Raw genomic sequence first — 16,809 nt, 5'->3', positions numbered from 1 at the left:
AACGCAGGCTAAGCCGCGCAGCCACGGCCTATTCAGCGCCAACGCGTTAACCAAAGCGTTAAATTAGGCACAAAACCAATTATCGAGAGTTAACGAAGCCATGAAGACGATCCTCAGCAAAGCCCTCGCCGGCTCCTGCATCGCCGGGCTCGTGATACTTGCCGGATGCAGCCAGTCGCCGCGCAGCGAGCAAAGCTATTCCGCCCTCAGCGAGGCGCAACTGCCGCCTTTGCCGTCCTCCATGCCGCTCGAGCCCGGCCCGGCCACGCCGCTGATCGCCGCGCCCGATGTCGGCGCGCTACCGCGGGCACCGCGACCGGCGCTGGGCCACCTGGCGAACGATTACGACGACTACGCGTACCTCGACCGCGCCGCCTACTACGACGATGCGTACTTCGACGCCCCGCCCGACTACGCCTTCGACTACGATGACGTCAGCCCCTGGGGTTGGGAGGGGTATGACGGCTCGACCGTCTATCTCGAGCCCGTCGACGACGGCTACCGTTATTACTACTACGAGCCGGGCTACGACACGCCCTATCTCGTGCGCGATAACTACTACAGCTACGCCTACGACGGCCCCTCGCTCGTCGTTATCTACGACAACTACGGCCGCCCGCTGCCACGCGACCGCTACGGCGAGCGGTGGGACTATGCCGGCCGTTACTTCGTGCGCGGCCGCGAGCTTCGCGCTGCGGCGCGCGACGACCGGCGCGGCGTGATCGGCGCCAACTGGGCGGCGCAGCGTAGGCAGATCGAGCGGTCGAACGCTATCTGGGAATCGCGGCGCAGGAACAATCCAGCCTGGTCGAACTATCACGACCGCACCCGCGACCAGCAGGGTTCGCATTGGCGCCAGGAGCGCGCGGCCCGCACCGTGATGGCGCGCCAGTTCGATGACTTCCAGCGCCGCGGCTTCCGCCAGGAGCCCTCCTTGGCGCGCAGTGATCGGCGTGGTCGGTCGCAGTTCGCCGAGGCATCGCAGCAGCGGAACCTGGATCGCCGGGAAATGCACGGCGGGCAACGATTCCAGCAGGACCGGCAGTCCGATCCGCACCGGTTCCAGCAGCAGGAGGACAGTCGACGCTCGGCATTCTTCGCCGCCAGACAGGCTGACGAACATGGTCGAGGCGGCCGGCAGATGGCCAGCCCGCGCGATCAGCGCGAGCAACAGAGCTTTGCTCAGCGGCAGCAGCGCGGCCAGCGCGGTCAAGAGATGCTCGCCCAGCGCGAACAGCAGCGCACCGAACGCGGACAGCAGATGTTGGCGAAGCGCGACCAGCAACGCGCACAACGTCAGCAGCAGATGGGTGCCCAGCGCCAGCAACAGTTGGTCGTCCAGCGTGACCAGCAACGTGCAGAACGTCAGCGGCAGATGGGAGCCGAACGCGAGCAACAACGCTCCCAGCGGCAGCAGCAGATGGTCGCTCAACGCGAGCAGCAGCGTGCCGGACGCCAGCAGCAGGTGGGCGCTCAGCGAGAACAGCAACGTGCCCAACGCCAGCAGGAGATGAGCGCGCAACGCGAACAGCAACGCGCTCAGCGCCAACAGCAGATGAGTGCCCAACGCGAGCAGCAACACGCGCAGCGGCAGCAGCAGGCAATGGCCCAGCGTGAACAGCAGCACGCCCAGCGTCAGCAGGCGGCGGCGCCGCAGCAAGCACGCAACGATCGCGGAGGCGGCGGTGGCGGCGGCGGCGGCAAGCACGGGCGCGATTGAGCTTGCCGTCCGACGGCAAATTGCTAACAGACATGTAAGCAATTAAACTCGGGAGACCGCATTGACCGTTGCCGAAGCTACGCCTGACATAGAACTTCCTCAGGCCGCCCCGGACCACGACCGCGCCTTTCTCGGCCATCCCAAAGGCCTCGGCTACCTTGCCTTCGTCGAGGGATGCGAGCGTTTCTCGTACTATTCGATGCAGACGCTGCTCACGCTCTACATGGTCAACTACCTGCTGTTGCCCGAGCATTCCGGCAGCGTGCTCGGCCTCGGCTGGCTGCAGCAGAACTGGTACGGCGGCAAGACGGGTCAGCCGCTCGCTTCGGACATCTTCGGCAACTACACGGCGCTCGTCTATCTGACGCCGATCCTGGGCGGCATTCTGGCCGACAAATGGCTGGGGCGGCGCGGCGCTTTGGTCGCCGGCGGCCTCATCATGTCGCTCGGCCATTTCCTGATGGCGATCCAGCCGGCCTTCCTGCTGGCCCTGCTCTGCCTGATCGTCGGCGTCGGCCTGTTCAAGGGCAATATCGCGACGCAGGTGGGCGAGCTTTATGGGCCCGACGACCTGCGCCGCGCGATGGCCTTCCAGATCTTCTACATCGCCATCCAGGTGAGCGTGATCGTCGCACCGCTGATCTCCGGGACGCTCGGCGAGAATGTCGGCTGGCACTATGGCTTCGGCTGCGCGGGCGTAGTCATGGTGCTGGGCCTGCTGCTCTATCTGAAGGCCAGACCCCACCTGCCGATCGACAAGCGCGACCGCCCGGCAACGGCGCGGATCGAGGAGCCTAGCTTCGAGAAAGGCGATGGCGCGCGCATCGCCGCACTCCTCGTGCTGGTGCCGGCGCTGGCGGTGTCGCTCCTGCCCAACCAGGAGATCTTCAACGCCTATCTCGTCTGGGCCGATCAGCATTTCGATCTTACTTTCCTCGGCATGAAAGTGCCGACGAGCTGGATGATCACGCTCGATTCGGCGATGAGCTTCGTCACGCTCGTCGGCATCACCTGGTTCTGGAAGTGGTATGGTGACAGCGGCCGGCCGGAGCCGGACGAGCTTGGCAAGCTGGTCATCGGCAGCGTTTTCACCGTCGTGGGCGCGCTATGCCTCTACATGGCGGCGCTGACGGCGGGGTCGGGCAAGGTCGGCCTGCTTTGGCCGGTGCTGTTCCACTTCTTCAACAGCATGGGCTTCGGCCACGTTCTCCCGGTTAGCCTCGCGCTGGTGACCAAGATCGCACCGCGCAAGCTCGCGGCGACCTCGGTGGGCATCTACTACCTGTCCTTCTTCCTCGCCAACTACGTCGTGGGCAAGGTCGGCGGCTGGTATTCGACGATGCCGATAGAACAGTTCTGGCTGGTCCACGTCGGCGCCGCGGTCGTCGGGCTGGTGGCCTTCGTGCTATTCAAGCTGTTCCTGTCGCATCGCTTTTCGGATGAGGCTAGGGCTTGAGATCGACCACGGCGAAGTCCGCCAGCAGCGCCTCGATGAGCAGGCTGCGATGGCATTCGCTGGCTTCGCGCTCATAACAGAGCAGCGCCACGCGTTTCTCGCCCGCAAGGTCGCGCAGTTCGGCCATGGCGGCCAGAGCCTCGGGCAATTCGAGCTGGCCGGCATAGACCCTGGCAAGTTCGGGATGGTCCCCGCGCCGCGCGGCTGCCCGCCCCTCGGCCGGCGTGCCCAGCGGCTTGATGTGCCGATAATCGATCCCCGCCTCGCGCGCCGCCGCCGCCAGGGCCGACTTGGAGAAGCCCGGACGGCGCGACAACGGCAGGTAGCGGATGTCGGCAAGCACCTCGGTCCCCGCCTCGCGCAGGGCGGTAATCACGCGCTCGATGGTTGCCTGCTCGTAACCGATGGTCCAGATGGTCGAGGTCATACTTTCCAAATGGGGCGTGTGCTTAGCCAGACAAGGCAACACTCGCAGTTCCGGATTTGCCACTTGCGTCCCGCTCGTCGGACAGCAACAAAGCGCGTCGTTATCTAGGGGGGGAACGTCCATGAAATTTCGCGCCGCGGCCCTGCTTGCTGCCTGTCTCTGGCAGTCACCCGCTTTCGCGGCGGCAAGTCTGGCTCCGCCGCCGAGCGCAGTCGACGACGCGCAGATCGACAAGCTGATCGATCCCTTTTTCACCGCGATACGCAGCGGCCAGACGAGAAAGGCGGTCACCGACTACATGGCGACGAATGCCATGATGCGGGCAAAAACGACGGAACTCGAATATGTCGTGGTCCAGACGGATGGCGTTTTCGCCGCCTACGGCCGCCTCGGCGATTGCCAGCTCAACGAGAAGACCGCGACCGGCTCATGGGCGGAGACCCGGCTCTACATCTGCCAGCACGAGAAGTATCTCACGCGCTGGATATTCACCGTCATCAAGCTGGGCGGAACATGGCAGGCCGCGACGTTCCGCTACGATGACAAGATCACTCTGGACAGTTCGCAGTAACGGTCACCCAAACAGCGCCACCGACTGCATGCCCGCCAGGATCGGCGCGCCCTCGGCGTTCCAGATCGCCATGCGCTGGCTCGAGCAGCCCTGCTCCGCATAGTCGCCGGTCGAGCGCAGCAGCCACCAGCCGTCTTCGGTCTTGGGCGCCGGGGTCAGCAGGTTGACCTGCCACTGCATCGTCGAGACAGGCGTCGCCGGCGTGAGCAGCGACATCACGCCGGGCGGCAGGGCATCGGCACAGAGGATGAGCTCGACCATCGGGTCGATCCCCGCACGATCGCGCGCCCGCACCCACCAGCACATCTCCGGCCGCTTGTCCTCGCCCCTGGGCAGGGCGAAGCGCACGTCGAAATGGTTGTAGAGGAAGGCCGGACCGCGCTCGTTGACGAAGCTGCGGGCATCGGCCAGCGCGATCCGATCGGTCGGCGCCGGGCGGTCGTTGATATGCAGCGCGCTGTCGACCGGGCCCATGAAGACGAAGCTGGCAGTGAATGCCACCTCGCCCTCCCGCACAATCTCCGCCGCCATCCAAACGGCATTGCGGCCACGCCGTACGAGCCGTGCTCGGACCTCGACCTCACCGAAGACGGGCGCGATCATGGAGACCTGCGCCGAACGCAGCGGTGGCAGTTCGCCGCCCACCTTCATCGCCGCCGCCAGAGTCAGCGCGGTCGAGAAGCCGCCGTAGGCCGTGCGGCCCTGGTGCCAGGTTTCGGGGACGCTCACGGCGATCCCGTCGGCGAGCACCGTCGCTTGCGCCAGTAATTCTGCAAAAGTCTTGGTCATGGCGCGCCCTTGCCATGGCCGGCGGGCGCGCGGCAAGGGCGAGGCCTTACGGACGGAGCACTAGGTTGATCGCGGCGACGTGATCCATCTGATCGCGCCCATTCGCGCCGTTCACATACTGGTTCAGATAGCCCAGTTCGACGGTCGACTTACCCGAGAAAGGCAGCTCGACACCGGCGAAGCCACGCACCCGGTCGAGCCCGCTCCTCGCGCCCCAGTCGGTGTCGTCGAGCGCGACGAAGACTTCGACCGATCCGATCAGCTTTATCTTGCCGTCGGCTCGTACCGGCACGGCCGCACGAATCGATCCGCGCAGCCGCCAGCCAACCTCATCGCCGGTCGAGAACCAGCGCTGCTCGAGCCGCGTGCGCGAGGTCAGCGCGACGCCGCCGGGATTGCCGAGTGCCCAGCTGATCTGCTGGAACGAGCGGTTTTCCACCGTGTCGGTCCGGCCCGCGACCGGTGTACGTGCGTTGGCGTAGCCCTGGTAAATCGTCACCCGATCGCTGATCTTCACCCCGACCGCGCCGCGGATCACCATCTGCGACAGGCCTTTGGCCCGATCACCAAAGCGCGGCTGCAATTCGGCGAGGTAGACGACCTTGCCCGCGACCGGCCCCTGCGCGACGATTTGCAGCCAGACCTGCTCGTCCTGGCTCGTTTCCGCATGCGACGGCGAGCCGAAGGCGAGCGCGGCAAAGGCAGCCGACAGGGCAACGATTCGATGCGAAGGCGAAATCATGCCGCCGCTTAACGGCGGGACCGGCGCAATGTCGTGTTACAAAGGATTGCTGGAACCGCGGATGTACCGGCCGGGCGGTCCACTCATCGCCCGGCCGGAACCCCGTTATTCGAGTTCGAGGATGATCGCATCCACAGCCAGGCTCTCGCCGGCCTTGGCATTGACCTTCTTCACCGTCGCCGACTTCTCGGCGCGCAGGATGTTCTCCATCTTCATCGCCTCGACCACCGCGAGCGGCTGGCCGGCCTCGACCTTGTCACCCTCGGCGACGTCGAGCCGCACGAGCAGGCCGGGCATCGGGCAGATGAGGAACTTGGAGAGATCGGGCGGCACCTTCTCGATCATGTGCTTGGTCAGATGGGCCAGGCGCGCCGGCAGGACCTCGACCTTATGGATCGCGCCGCGCGTGGTCACCTTGAGGCCGGTGCGCGTCGGCTCGATGCGGATGCCGATCGGCTCGCCGTCGATCTCCGCCTGGATCAGCTTGTCGCCGGGGGTATATTCCATCGCGAGGTCGACTTCGGTGCCGTCGACCGAGATCGTCTCGTCATCGAGCGTCACCGCAAAGCTGCGGTCGCCGATCTTGACGCTCCACTCGTTCGGCGGCGGCAGGTGGTGCGCCAACTGGCCGTCGACGTTGCGCGCGCGGTCGGCGCGAGCCGTGGCGACGAAGCCGGCGACCGCGGCGATCTTTGCCTTGGTCTCGTCAGACGTCGCGGCGCCGTGAAAGCCTTCGGGATATTCCTCGGCGATGAAGCCCGTGGTCAGTTCGCCCGAGCGGAAGCGCGGATGCTGCATGATCGCCGAGACGAAATCGATGTTGTGGCCAAGGCCTTCGATCTCGAAAGAGTCGAGCGCGGCGATCTGCAAGTCGGCCGCCTCGTCGCGCGTCTCGCCCCAGGTGATCAGCTTGGCGATCATCGGATCATAGAACATCGAGACTTCGCCGCCTTCGTAGACGCCGTCGTCGACGCGGATGCCGTCGATGCCGCGGCGGCCGTTGGCCTGGCCGTCATCGGTCCAGCCTTCGACGGGCGGACGATAGCGCGACAGGCGACCGGTCGAGGGCAGGAAGCCGCGATAGGGATCTTCGGCATAGACGCGGTTCTCGATCGCCCAGCCGTCGATCTTCACGTCGTCCTGGCCGAAAGCCAGCTTCTCGCCGTAAGCGACGCGGATCATCTGCTCGACGAGGTCGACCCCGGTGATGCATTCGGTGACCGGATGCTCGACCTGGAGACGCGTGTTCATCTCGAGGAAGTAGAAGCTCTCGCCCGTCGGGTCGGCGCCCGACACGATGAGCTCGACCGTGCCGGCGCTGTAATAGCCCACGGCCTTCGACAGCGCGACGCACTGCTCGCCCATGGCCTTGCGCATCTTCGGCGTGACGAAGGGCGACGGCGCCTCTTCGACGACCTTCTGGTGGCGGCGCTGGATCGAGCATTCGCGCTCGTTGAGGTAGAGCACGTTGCCGTGCTTGTCGCCGAGGATCTGGATCTCGATGTGGCGCGGGTTGAGGATGAACTTCTCGATGAAGACGCGGTCGTCGCCGAACGAGTTCAGGCCCTCGCGCTTGGTCGCCTCGAAGCCCTCGCGGACGTCCTTCTCGTTGTAGGCCAGGCGCATGCCCTTGCCGCCGCCGCCGGCCGAGGCCTTCATCATCACCGGATAGCCGATCTCGTCCGAGATGCGCACCGCGTGCTCGGTATCCTCGATCTCGCCGACGAAGCCGGGGACGACATTGACGCCGGCAGCCTTGGCGAGCTTCTTGGATTCGATCTTGTCGCCCATCGCGGCGATGGCGTTCACCGGGGGGCCGATGAATTCGATGCCTTCGGCCTTAAGCTGCTCGGCGAACGAGGTGCGCTCGGACAGGAAGCCATAGCCGGGATGGACCGCCTCGGCGCCGGTCTGCTTGCAGGCGGCGATGATCTTGTCGGCGATCAGGTAGGACTGCGCGGCGGGTGACGGGCCGATGTGGACGGCCTCGTCAGCCATCTGCACGAAAGGCGCGCGGGCATCGGCGTCCGAATAGACCGCAACCGTCTGGATGCCCATGCGGCGCGCCGTCTTGATGACGCGGCAGGCGATCTCGCCGCGGTTGGCGATGAGGATTTTCTTGAACATCAGTTTTCGACTTCCACCAAGGCTTTGAGTTGTCGGGTTCGTTCTTGTGTCAGCGTGATCCGGCAGGTGCTGTTGAGCGTCGGCGCAAGCGAGCCGCCGCGCGCCTCGAAGCTGGCGCTCAGGCACTGCTGATCGCGGTAAGTCAGCCAGGCGCGCTGGCCGGCGAGCAGGGTATCGAAGTAGCCGGGGTCCTTGTCATAGGTCCGGTCGAGATCGCGGTCGGCCTGCTTCATCGCCGCGGCGGTGAGCTTCCATTGCGCGGCCATCTCGGCATCGGCGCGTTCGTAGGCGCGGTAGAAGCACTGGTTCATCGGCTGCTGCGGCAGGTCGCCGCAGTTTTCGTCGGCGGCAGCAGCGGCCGCGAGGAGGAGCAGCGCGCCGATCATGCCGGCTTCCTCGCCAGATAGACGCCGAAGGCCATGACCGCGATGCCGAGTATGCGCTTGGGCGTGATCGCCGACTGCACTGCGCCCCAGAGGCCGAAATGGTCGATCCCTGCGGCCGCCACGAGCTGGCCCAGCAGCACGAAGAACACCGCGTTGCCCACGCCGATCTTCGGCGCCGCCCAGGTGATCGCGACGATGTAGAAGACGACGAAGATCGCGCCCATGTAGAACTGCGGCTTGATCCCTTGAAACTTCTCGGCCGCCGGGAAACCGCCCGCCGCCAGCATGACGCCGAGCGACAGCACAAGGCCGACGGCATAGAGGATGAACGTCGCCGCTGCTGGGCTGGCGATCTGCCGGCCCAGCCCCGCGTTCAGCGTGGCCATCAGCGGAATGCCGATGCCCGCGACGAACATCAGCGTCGCAATCCCCAGGAAGCTGGCGTGGCCCTGCTGCAAGTTATTCGGCCGCCTGCAGTGCATCGCCGACCGGCGGCATGTTGTGGCCGAGCAGGCGCAGCACGTCGGCGGCGCATTCGACCACGTTCGAGCCCGGACCATAGATTCCCTGAACGCCGGCATTGCGCAGGTAATCGTAGTCCTGCGGCGGAATGACGCCGCCAGCGATGACCTTGATGTCGTTGCGGCCCTTGTCGCGCAGCAACTGGATCAGCTCGGGGATCAGCGTCTTGTGCCCCGCCGCGAGGCTCGAGGCGCCGACCACGTCGACGCCGCTGTCGAGCGCCAGCACCACGGTTTCCTCGGGCGTCTGGAACAGCGGGCCCGAGACGATGTCGAAGCCCATGTCGCCGAAGGCCGAGGCGATGACATTGGCGCCGCGATCATGACCGTCCTGGCCCATCTTGGCGACGAGCAGCTTGGGCTTGCGGCCCAGGCGGCGCGTCACGGCCTCGACGCCGTCGAGCACCTGCTGCCAGCGGCTGTCGCCCTCGTAAGGCGCCGAATAGACGCCCTTCACCGGGGTCGGCTGCGTGCCGTAGCGGTTGAAGCTGACTTCCATCGCCGAGGAGATCTCACCGAGCGTCGCACGGGCGCGCGCGGCTTCGACCGCGAGCGCGAGCAGGTTGTTCTCGATCGAGCTCTCGCCGGCCGCGCCGTCGCTGAGCGCTTTCAGCGCCGCTTGGCACTTGGCCTCATCGCGGTCCGCCTTCATCTTGTTGATGCGGGCGATCTGGCCCTCGCGGACCTTGGCGTTGTCGACTTCGAGCGTCTCGAGGAAATCCTCGGTAGCGAGGCGGTACTTGTTGACGCCGACGATTACGTCGTCGCCGCGATCGACCCGCGCCTGGCGGGCGGCGGCGGCGGTCTCGATCATCGCCTTGGGCCAGCCGGCGGCGACGGCCTTGGCCATGCCACCTTCGGCCTGGACGCGCTCGATGATTTCCCAGGCCTGGTCGACCAGCTGCTGGGTCAGGCTCTCGATGTAGTAGGACCCACCCAGCGGATCGACGACATTGCACATGCCGGTCTCTTCCTGGATGATGATCTGGGTGTTGCGGGCAATGCGCGCCGAGAAGTCGGTCGGCAGCGCGATCGCCTCGTCGAGCGCGTTTGTGTGCAGCGACTGGGTGCCGCCGAGCATCGAGGCCATCGCCTCGATCGTCGTGCGGATGACGTTGTTGTAGGGGTCCTGCTCCTGCAGCGACACGCCCGAGGTCTGGCAGTGGGTGCGCAGCATCTTCGAACGCTCGTCCTTGGCGCCGAGCTCGGTCATCACCCGGTGCCACAGCACGCGCGCGGCGCGCAGCTTGGCGACTTCCATGAAGAAGTTCATGCCGATGGCGAAGAAGAACGACAGGCGGCCGGCGAACTTGTCGATGTCGAGGCCCGAGGCGACGCCGTACTTCACATATTCGGCGCCGTCGGCGATGGTGAAGGCCAGCTCCTGGACCTGCGTCGCGCCGGCTTCCTGCATGTGATAGCCGGAGATCGAGATCGAGTTGAACTTCGGCATCTCGCGGCTGGTGTAGCCGAAGATGTCCGAGATGATCCGCATGCTCGGCTCGGGCGGGTAGATGTAGGTGTTGCGGACCATGAACTCCTTGAGGATGTCGTTCTGGATGGTCCCGTCGAGCAGCTTGCGGTCGACGCCCTGCTCCTCGCCGGCGACGATGAAGAAGGCGAGGATCGGAATGACCGCGCCGTTCATCGTCATCGAGACCGACATCTGATCGAGCGGAATGCCGTCGAACAGGATCTTCATGTCCTCGACGCTGTCGATCGCCACGCCGGCCTTGCCGACGTCGCCGACGACGCGCGGATGGTCGCTGTCATAGCCGCGGTGGGTGGCGAGATCGAAGGCGACCGAAAGGCCCTTCTGACCGGCAGCGAGGTTGCGGCGGTAGAAGGCGTTTGACTCTTCAGCGGTCGAGAAGCCCGCGTACTGGCGGATCGTCCAAGGACGGCCAGCGTACATCGAGGCACGCACGCCGCGGGTGAAAGGGGCGAAACCGGGCAGGCCCGGATCGACCGTCACGTCCTCGGCCGTATAGAGCGGCTTGACATCGATGCCCTCGGGCGTGTGCCAGGTCAGGTCCTTGCCCTTGACCTCTTTCGCCTTCGCGGCTTCCCAGGTCTCGATCGTGGGTCCGTTACCTGAAGAATTGTCGCTCATAGTACTACCCTCGTAACTCAGTGCGCGCCTTTCGGCGTCTCCATGATCTCGGTCAGCTGCCCGCCCATGTCCTTGGGGTGGACGAAGAAGATCAGCGTGCCGTGGGCGCCGATGCGGGGCTCACCCAGCACGCGCTTGCCGAGCTTCTCGAACCAGGCCTTGGCTTCGAGAATGTCGGGCACTTCGTAGCAAATGTGGTGCTGGCCCCCGAGCGGGTTCTTCTCGAGCCATTTGCCGACCGCGCTGTCCGCCGCGGTCGGCTGGAGCAGCTCGATCTGCGTGCCCGCCGTGCCGTCCTCGCCAGGCGTGTTGACGAAGCAGACGCGAACCTGCTGGCTTTCGAGCACGAAAGGCTCGGTGATATCGGTCGCGCCCATGATGTCGCGGTAGAACGCGATCGAAGCGTCGAGGTCCGGCGTGGCCACGCCGATGTGGTTGAGGCGGCCGAGTTTCATTGTAGCGGTTCCACTGTCACGGGAAAGTTAACGGAATTGGCGATGTAGCAGAGCTCATGCGCCTCATGGTGCAGCTCGCCGACGAGCGCCGGATCGGCCTCGCCCACGAATTCGATCTGCGGGTGCAGGACCACCGAAAGCATCGCGGTCTTGCCGTCCGCGCGTCGGCCGGTCTCACCCTCGGCCTTGTCGACATAGGACGCAATGTCGAGCGCTTTGCGCGAAGCGAGGTGCAGGAACGACATCATGTGACAGCTCGCCAGAGCCGCCACCAGCGCTTCCTCGGGATCGACCGCGGCCGGGTCCGACAGCGGCACCGGGACCACCAGCGGCGAGGACGATGCGGGCACCGTCACGCCGCCATCGAAATGCCAGCGATGCGCCCGGCTGAAACGGCGCGCAGACAGGGGTTCGCCCTGCCCCCCGCGCCATTCGACCGTCGCTTCGTGGCGATGGTTCATCAGACGTTCTCGATCACCATGGCGATGCCCTGGCCGCCGCCGATGCACATCGTGATCAGGCCGTACTTGCCGCCGATCCGCTTGAGCTCGTAGATCGCCTTGACCGTCATGATGCAGCCCGTGGCGCCGACCGGGTGGCCCAGGCTGACGCCCGAACCGTTGGGGTTCACCTTCTCGGGATCGAAGCCGAGCACCTTGGCGACGGCCGCGGCCTGCGCGGCGAAAGCCTCGTTGCTCTCGATCACGTCGATTTGGTCGAGCGTCAGGCCGGCGCGCTTGAGCGCGATCGGCACGGCCTTGATCGGACCCTCGCCCATGTAGGCGGGCTCGACGCCGGCATGGCCCCAGGCGACGATGCGCGCGAGCGGCTTGAGGCCCTTCTCGTCGACCGCCTTGCCCGTGGCCAGAACCACGGCGGCAGCGCCGTCGTTGATGCCCGAGGCATTGGCCGCCGTGACCGAACCGTCCTTTTTGAACGCCGGCTTCATCGCGCTGAGCGTTTCCAGGTTCGTATCGCCCTTCACGTGCTCGTCGGTATCGAACACGACGACGCCCTTGCGCGTCTTGATCTCGATCGGGAGGATCTGCTCCTTGAAACGGCCCTCGGCCTGGGCGCGCGCGGCGCGCTGGTGGCTGGTGACCGCGAGCGCATCCATGTCCTCACGGCTGATGCAGTGACGCTCGGCCACGTTCTCGGCGGTGATGCCCATATGGAAGCCGCCAATCGGGTCCGACAGGCCGACGGTCAGCGCGTCCTCGAGCGTGACGTTGCCCATCTTCTGGCCGAAGCGCATCGAATGGTCGTGGAACGGCGTGTTCGTCATCGATTCCGCGCCGCCGGCGACGGTGATCGCCGCCTCCCCGAGCTTCATCATCTGCGCCGCCGAAACGATCGCCTGGACGCCCGAACCGCAGAGACGGTTCAGGGTGAAGGCCGGGACCGCATCGGGAATGCCGGCGTTCAGGCCGATGACGCGCGCGAGAAAGGCGTCGCGCGCGCTGGTGTTGCCGACCTGGCCGAAGACGACGTGCTCGACGTCCGACGGGGCTACGCCGGCGCGGCTCAGCGCTTCGGTCGCGACCAGACCGCCGAGTTCCGCGGGCTTGAAGCCCTTCAGCGAACCGCCGAAGTCGCCAACCGCGGTGCGGACGCCGCTGACAATGTAGATGTCTTCCATGCGAAAATCCTCAGATTTAACCGTTCAGTCTCAGATGGGGAGCCAGCCCCGAAATTCAGCGCCACCAGCCGTTCAGCGAAGCGAGCCCCGGATAGAGGATCGCAAAGAACCCGACGACGTGCAGGACCTGCAGGAACCGCCAAGAATAGGGGCCGGTCGTGCGGTCATGAACCGTGTCTTCCTCTTCATCGTAGATCCAGCCGCGTCGCCAGATCTTCAGGCAGTAGACCGCCCAGACGATGCTTCCGCCGATCAACAGGTAACCCCAGATGCGATCGGCGTCGGTGACCATCGTCAGAGCGGGATGTTGTCGTGCTTCTTCCAGGGGTTCTCGAGCTGCTTGTTGCGCAGCTTGCGAAGCCCGAGGGCGATGCGGCGGCGGGTCGAATGCGGGTAGATCACCTCGTCGACGAAACCCTTGGCCGCGGCGACGAAGGGGTTGGCGAAGCGGTCTTCGTATTCCTTGGTCTTGGCGGCGATGCCCTCGGCGTCCTGGCCGCGGAAGATGATCTCGACCGCGCCCTTGGCACCCATCACCGCGATCTCGGCGGTCGGCCAGGCGTAGTTGAGGTCGCCGCGCAGGTGCTTGGAGGCCATCACGTCATAAGCGCCGCCATAGGCCTTGCGGGTGATCACAGTGATCTTCGGCACGGTCGCCTCGGCATAGGCGAAGAGCAGCTTGGCGCCGTGCTTGATGATGCCGTTGTGCTCCTGGCTGGTGCCGGGAAGGAAGCCGGGAACATCGACGAACGTGATGATCGGCACGTTGAACGCATCGCAGAAGCGGACGAAGCGCGCCGACTTCTTCGAGCTGTTGATATCGAGCACGCCAGCCAGGACCATCGGCTGGTTAGCAACGATGCCGACGGTGCGGCCCTCGACGCGGCCGAAGCCGCAGATGATGTTCCCCGCATAGGCCGGCTGAACCTCGAAGAAATCGCCCTCGTCGAGCGTCTTCCGGATCACTTCGTGCATGTCGTAGGGCTGGTTGGCCGAGGCCGGGATGATCGTGTCGAGGCTGTCCTCGCGGCGGTCCCAGGGATCGGCCGAGGGACGCTCGGGCACGTCTTCCTTATTCGACAGAGGCAGGAAGTCGAAGAAATCGCGCGTCGCCAGCAGCGTCTCGATGTCGTTCTCGAAAGCAAGGTCGGCGACCGAGGTCTTGGTCGTATGCGTGATCGCACCGCCCAGTTCCTCCTGCGTGACGATCTCGTTGGTCACGGTCTTGACCACGTCGGGACCGGTGACGAACATGAACGAGCTGTCCTTCACCATGAAGATGAAGTCGGTGATCGCGGGCGAATAGACCGCACCGCCGGCGCAGGGGCCCATGATCAGGCTGATCTGCGGCACCACGCCTGACGCGTTGACGTTGCGCTGGAAGATCTCGGCATAGCCGGCGAGCGCTGCGACGCCCTCCTGGATGCGCGCGCCGCCGGAATCGTTGAGGCCGATCACCGGTGCGCCGACTTTCATCGCCGCGTCCATGATCTTGCAGATCTTCATCGCGTGCCGCTCGGACACGGCGCCGCCGAAGACGGTGAAGTCTTGGCTGAACACGAAGACCAGGCGGCCGTTGATCGTACCCGAGCCGGTAACCACGCCGTCGCCGGGGATCTTCTCGCTCTGGTCCATGCCGAAGTCGACGCAGTTGTGCTCGACGTAGCCGTCGACTTCCTCAAAGCTGCCTTCGTCGAGCAGGATGTCGAGCCGTTCGCGTGCCGTCAGCTTGCCCTTGGCGTGCTGGGCGTCGATGCGGCGCTGGCCGCCTCCGAGCTTGGCCGCCGCGCGGCGCCTTTCCATCTCGGCGATATTGGCTGACATGCGTGCAGAGTTCCTTGTACCGGGCACCTATTCGCCTCGCGCCTAAGCCCGCGAGCGCTGCAGTGCAATAGCATTTAATCGCTCGATTAACAGATGTGACAGGTCCCGTTCGGTTATGCGCGGATCATGATCACCCGTGCCAGCGCCGGCGAGATCGAGTAGATCAGCCGCAGCACCTTGACCAAACCGATGTTGGCTTCGGCCGCGTTCTGCTCCATCGCGCGCACGATCTGCCGGGCGCATTCCTCGGCGGAAATCAGGCCTTTCGAGCGCCCGGCATTCATCTGCGTCGCGACCAGCGGCGGCAGCGCCTCGAGCACCTGCACCCGCGTGCCCTTGAGCTGCCGCCGCAGCGCCTGGCCGTAGCTGCGCAGCCCCGCCTTGGTCGCGCAATAGACCGGCCCGCCGCCATAGGGCGCGATCGCGAGGCCCGAGGTGACATTGACCACCATCGCCTCGGGCCGTGCCATCAGCACGGGCAACAGCCGCGTGATCAGGTGGATCGGTGCGTTGAGATTGAGGAATATGCCGGGATCGAGCAGCGTCTCGTCGGGCGTGCCGTGCCGGAAGTCGTGGCTCACCCCCGCCCCGGCGTTGTTGACCAGTATGTCGATCGGCCGGTCGCCCAGCCCCGCGATCACCGCCTCGATCCCCGCGGGTGCGGACAGATCGGCCTCGATCACCTCGAACCCGTCGGCGCGCGTGGCGGCGATCCGCTCCGCCGTGCGCCCCGTGGTGATGATCTCCGCCCCCACATCCCGCAGCGCCCGGATCAGCGCGGCGCCGATGCCGTCCGTTCCACCCGTCACGAGCACCCGCTTGCCCGAAAGATGCATGGCAATCGTCTCCGTTTCCGCTATGGGCGCGGCCGTGCGAGGCAGTCGGGACGTGGGGCCCAGTCCTCAAGTCCCGAGGTTCGATGCGCGATACACCGTTCATTACACCGCCGCTATCTATCGTCCTGGATCTCGTCCGGGCGCTGGCAGCGTTGGCGGTGCTGATCGGCCACGCCAAACAGCTCGGACATTACAGCGGTCCCTATCCTTTCGGTCTCGCGTTCCAGCACAATGCCGTGGTGGTGTTCTTCGTGCTTTCGGGCCTGGTCATCGCCGCTTCGGTCGATCGCGCCAGGGCGGCCGGACGCGAACAGACGCTGCCGGGCTATGCCCTGGCCCGCGCTGCCCGCATCTTGCCGGTGGCGCTGCCCGCGCTGGCGATTTCGCTGGCAGTCATGCTCATCGACGCGGCCATAACCCCGACCCCTATCTTCGGCGAGGATGCCACCGGCGTCCCGGCAAGCGAATGGCTGTTCGCACTGACTTTCCTCAGCGAAAGTTACCAGACCGGCTTCGCGCCCAACCCGCCCTACTGGTCGCTCTGCTACGAGATGTGGTTCTACGCCCTGTTCGCCGTCGCGACTTTCATGACCGGCTGGAAGCGACTGGCCTGGCTGGCCGTCCTGGCGCTGGTCGCCGGGCCCAACGTGCTGCTGATGCTGCCCATCTGGCTGGTCGGCGTCGCCCTAGCCCGGCTGCCGATCGCGCGCCGGGTGCCCTTCTGGCTGGGCCTGGCCTTCGTCGCTGTCGCACTGGCAAGCCTCTTCGTGATGCCGCAGTTCTCGCGCCCGGTGTACCGGGCTATCCACCAGGTCGTGCCCTGGCGGATGGGCTTCTCGATCTTCGCACCGACCGACTTCGCGCTGGCCCTGACCATGGCGCTCGGCTTCGCCGGCCTGCGGTCGCTGACATTGGGCGGCGGCCACTGGATCGAGCGCGCGGAAAAGCCGATCCGCTATGCCGCGAACATGTCGTTCTCGCTCTACCTGCTGCACTGGCCGCTGCTGAAGCTGCTGCGCGTGCTGCGCGCGCCGGAGAACGGGGCGCTGGGCTTCTTGGTGGTGCTGGGCATAGTGGTGGCCGCCAGCGCGGCTTTCGCCACGCTCACCGAGCATCACAAGGGCCGGATCCGCACGCTGCTCGACCGTGCGTTCGGCGGCAGGCGCGACGTGCCCGCCACCGCCTAGTCAGGCCGCAACGGCA

17 protein-coding genes are annotated in these 16,809 nt (G+C 65.8%); 4 read left to right on the top strand and 13 right to left on the bottom strand.

Annotated elements, in window-relative coordinates:
* Positions 1-100 precede the first annotated feature (100 nt).
* Both KRR38_RS04855 and KRR38_RS04850 read left to right on the top strand, forming a co-directional pair.
* Positions 101-1,720, top strand: coding sequence for a hypothetical protein (locus tag KRR38_RS04855; RefSeq protein ID WP_217399152.1), 1,620 nt, complete (start codon positions 101-103; stop codon positions 1,718-1,720).
* Between the two features lie 61 nt (positions 1,721-1,781).
* A complete protein-coding gene (locus KRR38_RS04850) occupies positions 1,782-3,176 on the top strand; it encodes a peptide MFS transporter (protein ID WP_217399150.1) in 1,395 nt (464 codons plus the stop codon).
* On the opposite strand, the gene KRR38_RS04845 is transcribed toward KRR38_RS04850, so the two are convergent.
* On the bottom strand, positions 3,166-3,603 hold the full coding sequence (locus KRR38_RS04845; RefSeq protein ID WP_217399147.1) for a DUF488 family protein: 438 nt from the start codon (positions 3,601-3,603) through the stop codon (positions 3,166-3,168). The two genes, KRR38_RS04850 and KRR38_RS04845, sit on opposite strands and share 11 nt — an antisense overlap.
* 121 nt (positions 3,604-3,724) lie before the next feature.
* Here KRR38_RS04845 and KRR38_RS04840 point away from each other — a divergent pair, with 121 nt between their 5' ends.
* A complete protein-coding gene (locus tag KRR38_RS04840; RefSeq protein WP_217399145.1) occupies positions 3,725-4,174 on the top strand; it encodes a hypothetical protein in 450 nt (149 codons plus the stop codon).
* Positions 4,175-4,177: 3 nt separating this feature from the next.
* Here KRR38_RS04840 and KRR38_RS04835 read toward each other — a convergent pair whose 3' ends face one another.
* The 12 genes from KRR38_RS04835 to KRR38_RS04780 form a co-directional block, all read right to left on the bottom strand.
* Positions 4,178-4,963 (bottom strand): acyl-CoA thioesterase II, encoded by a 786-nt coding sequence (locus KRR38_RS04835; RefSeq protein WP_217399143.1) that lies wholly within the window; start codon positions 4,961-4,963, stop codon positions 4,178-4,180.
* A 46-nt stretch (positions 4,964-5,009) separates the two neighbouring features.
* Positions 5,010-5,705, bottom strand: coding sequence for a DUF2490 domain-containing protein (locus KRR38_RS04830; protein WP_217399141.1), 696 nt, complete (start codon positions 5,703-5,705; stop codon positions 5,010-5,012).
* Positions 5,706-5,810: 105 nt separating this feature from the next.
* Positions 5,811-7,832 (bottom strand): acetyl/propionyl/methylcrotonyl-CoA carboxylase subunit alpha, encoded by a 2,022-nt coding sequence (locus KRR38_RS04825; protein ID WP_217399140.1) that lies wholly within the window; start codon positions 7,830-7,832, stop codon positions 5,811-5,813.
* Complete coding sequence (locus KRR38_RS04820) at positions 7,832-8,218, bottom strand: lysozyme inhibitor LprI family protein (protein WP_217399138.1); 387 nt, start codon at positions 8,216-8,218, stop codon at positions 7,832-7,834. The genes KRR38_RS04825 and KRR38_RS04820 overlap by 1 nt, the downstream gene beginning before the upstream one ends.
* Positions 8,215-8,676, bottom strand: a complete 462-nt coding sequence (locus tag KRR38_RS04815; protein WP_254514645.1) for a DMT family transporter — start codon at positions 8,674-8,676, stop codon at positions 8,215-8,217. Before KRR38_RS04815 ends, KRR38_RS04820 begins: the two co-directional genes overlap by 4 nt.
* Position 8,677: 1 nt before the next feature.
* A complete protein-coding gene (gene scpA, locus KRR38_RS04810; RefSeq protein ID WP_217399134.1) occupies positions 8,678-10,852 on the bottom strand; it encodes a methylmalonyl-CoA mutase in 2,175 nt (724 codons plus the stop codon).
* 17 nt (positions 10,853-10,869) lie between these two features.
* On the bottom strand, positions 10,870-11,307 hold the full coding sequence (mce, locus tag KRR38_RS04805; RefSeq protein ID WP_217399132.1) for a methylmalonyl-CoA epimerase: 438 nt from the start codon (positions 11,305-11,307) through the stop codon (positions 10,870-10,872).
* Complete coding sequence (locus KRR38_RS04800) at positions 11,304-11,768, bottom strand: OsmC family protein (RefSeq protein WP_217399130.1); 465 nt, start codon at positions 11,766-11,768, stop codon at positions 11,304-11,306. Before KRR38_RS04800 ends, mce begins: the two co-directional genes overlap by 4 nt.
* Positions 11,768-12,946 (bottom strand): beta-ketothiolase BktB, encoded by a 1,179-nt coding sequence (bktB, locus tag KRR38_RS04795; protein WP_217399128.1) that lies wholly within the window; start codon positions 12,944-12,946, stop codon positions 11,768-11,770. Before bktB ends, KRR38_RS04800 begins: the two co-directional genes overlap by 1 nt.
* 55 nt (positions 12,947-13,001) lie before the next feature.
* Positions 13,002-13,238, bottom strand: coding sequence for a hypothetical protein (locus KRR38_RS04790; RefSeq protein ID WP_217399126.1), 237 nt, complete (start codon positions 13,236-13,238; stop codon positions 13,002-13,004).
* A gap of 2 nt (positions 13,239-13,240) precedes the next feature.
* The gene (locus KRR38_RS04785) at positions 13,241-14,770 is read right to left on the bottom strand and encodes an acyl-CoA carboxylase subunit beta (RefSeq protein ID WP_217399124.1); all 1,530 of its coding nucleotides are present in this window, start codon (positions 14,768-14,770) and stop codon (positions 13,241-13,243) included.
* Between the two features lie 113 nt (positions 14,771-14,883).
* A complete protein-coding gene (locus KRR38_RS04780) occupies positions 14,884-15,606 on the bottom strand; it encodes an SDR family oxidoreductase (RefSeq protein ID WP_217399122.1) in 723 nt (240 codons plus the stop codon).
* Between the two features lie 83 nt (positions 15,607-15,689).
* On the opposite strand from KRR38_RS04780, the gene KRR38_RS04775 reads away from it, so the two are divergent.
* The gene (locus KRR38_RS04775; RefSeq protein ID WP_217399120.1) at positions 15,690-16,793 is read left to right on the top strand and encodes an acyltransferase; all 1,104 of its coding nucleotides are present in this window, start codon (positions 15,690-15,692) and stop codon (positions 16,791-16,793) included.
* The last annotated feature ends 16 nt before the right edge of the window (positions 16,794-16,809 follow it).

It is taken from the genome of Novosphingobium sp. G106, assembly GCF_019075875.1.
Classification (GTDB): domain Bacteria; phylum Pseudomonadota; class Alphaproteobacteria; order Sphingomonadales; family Sphingomonadaceae; genus Novosphingobium.
This window is presented reverse-complemented; position numbering and strand designations above follow the sequence as displayed.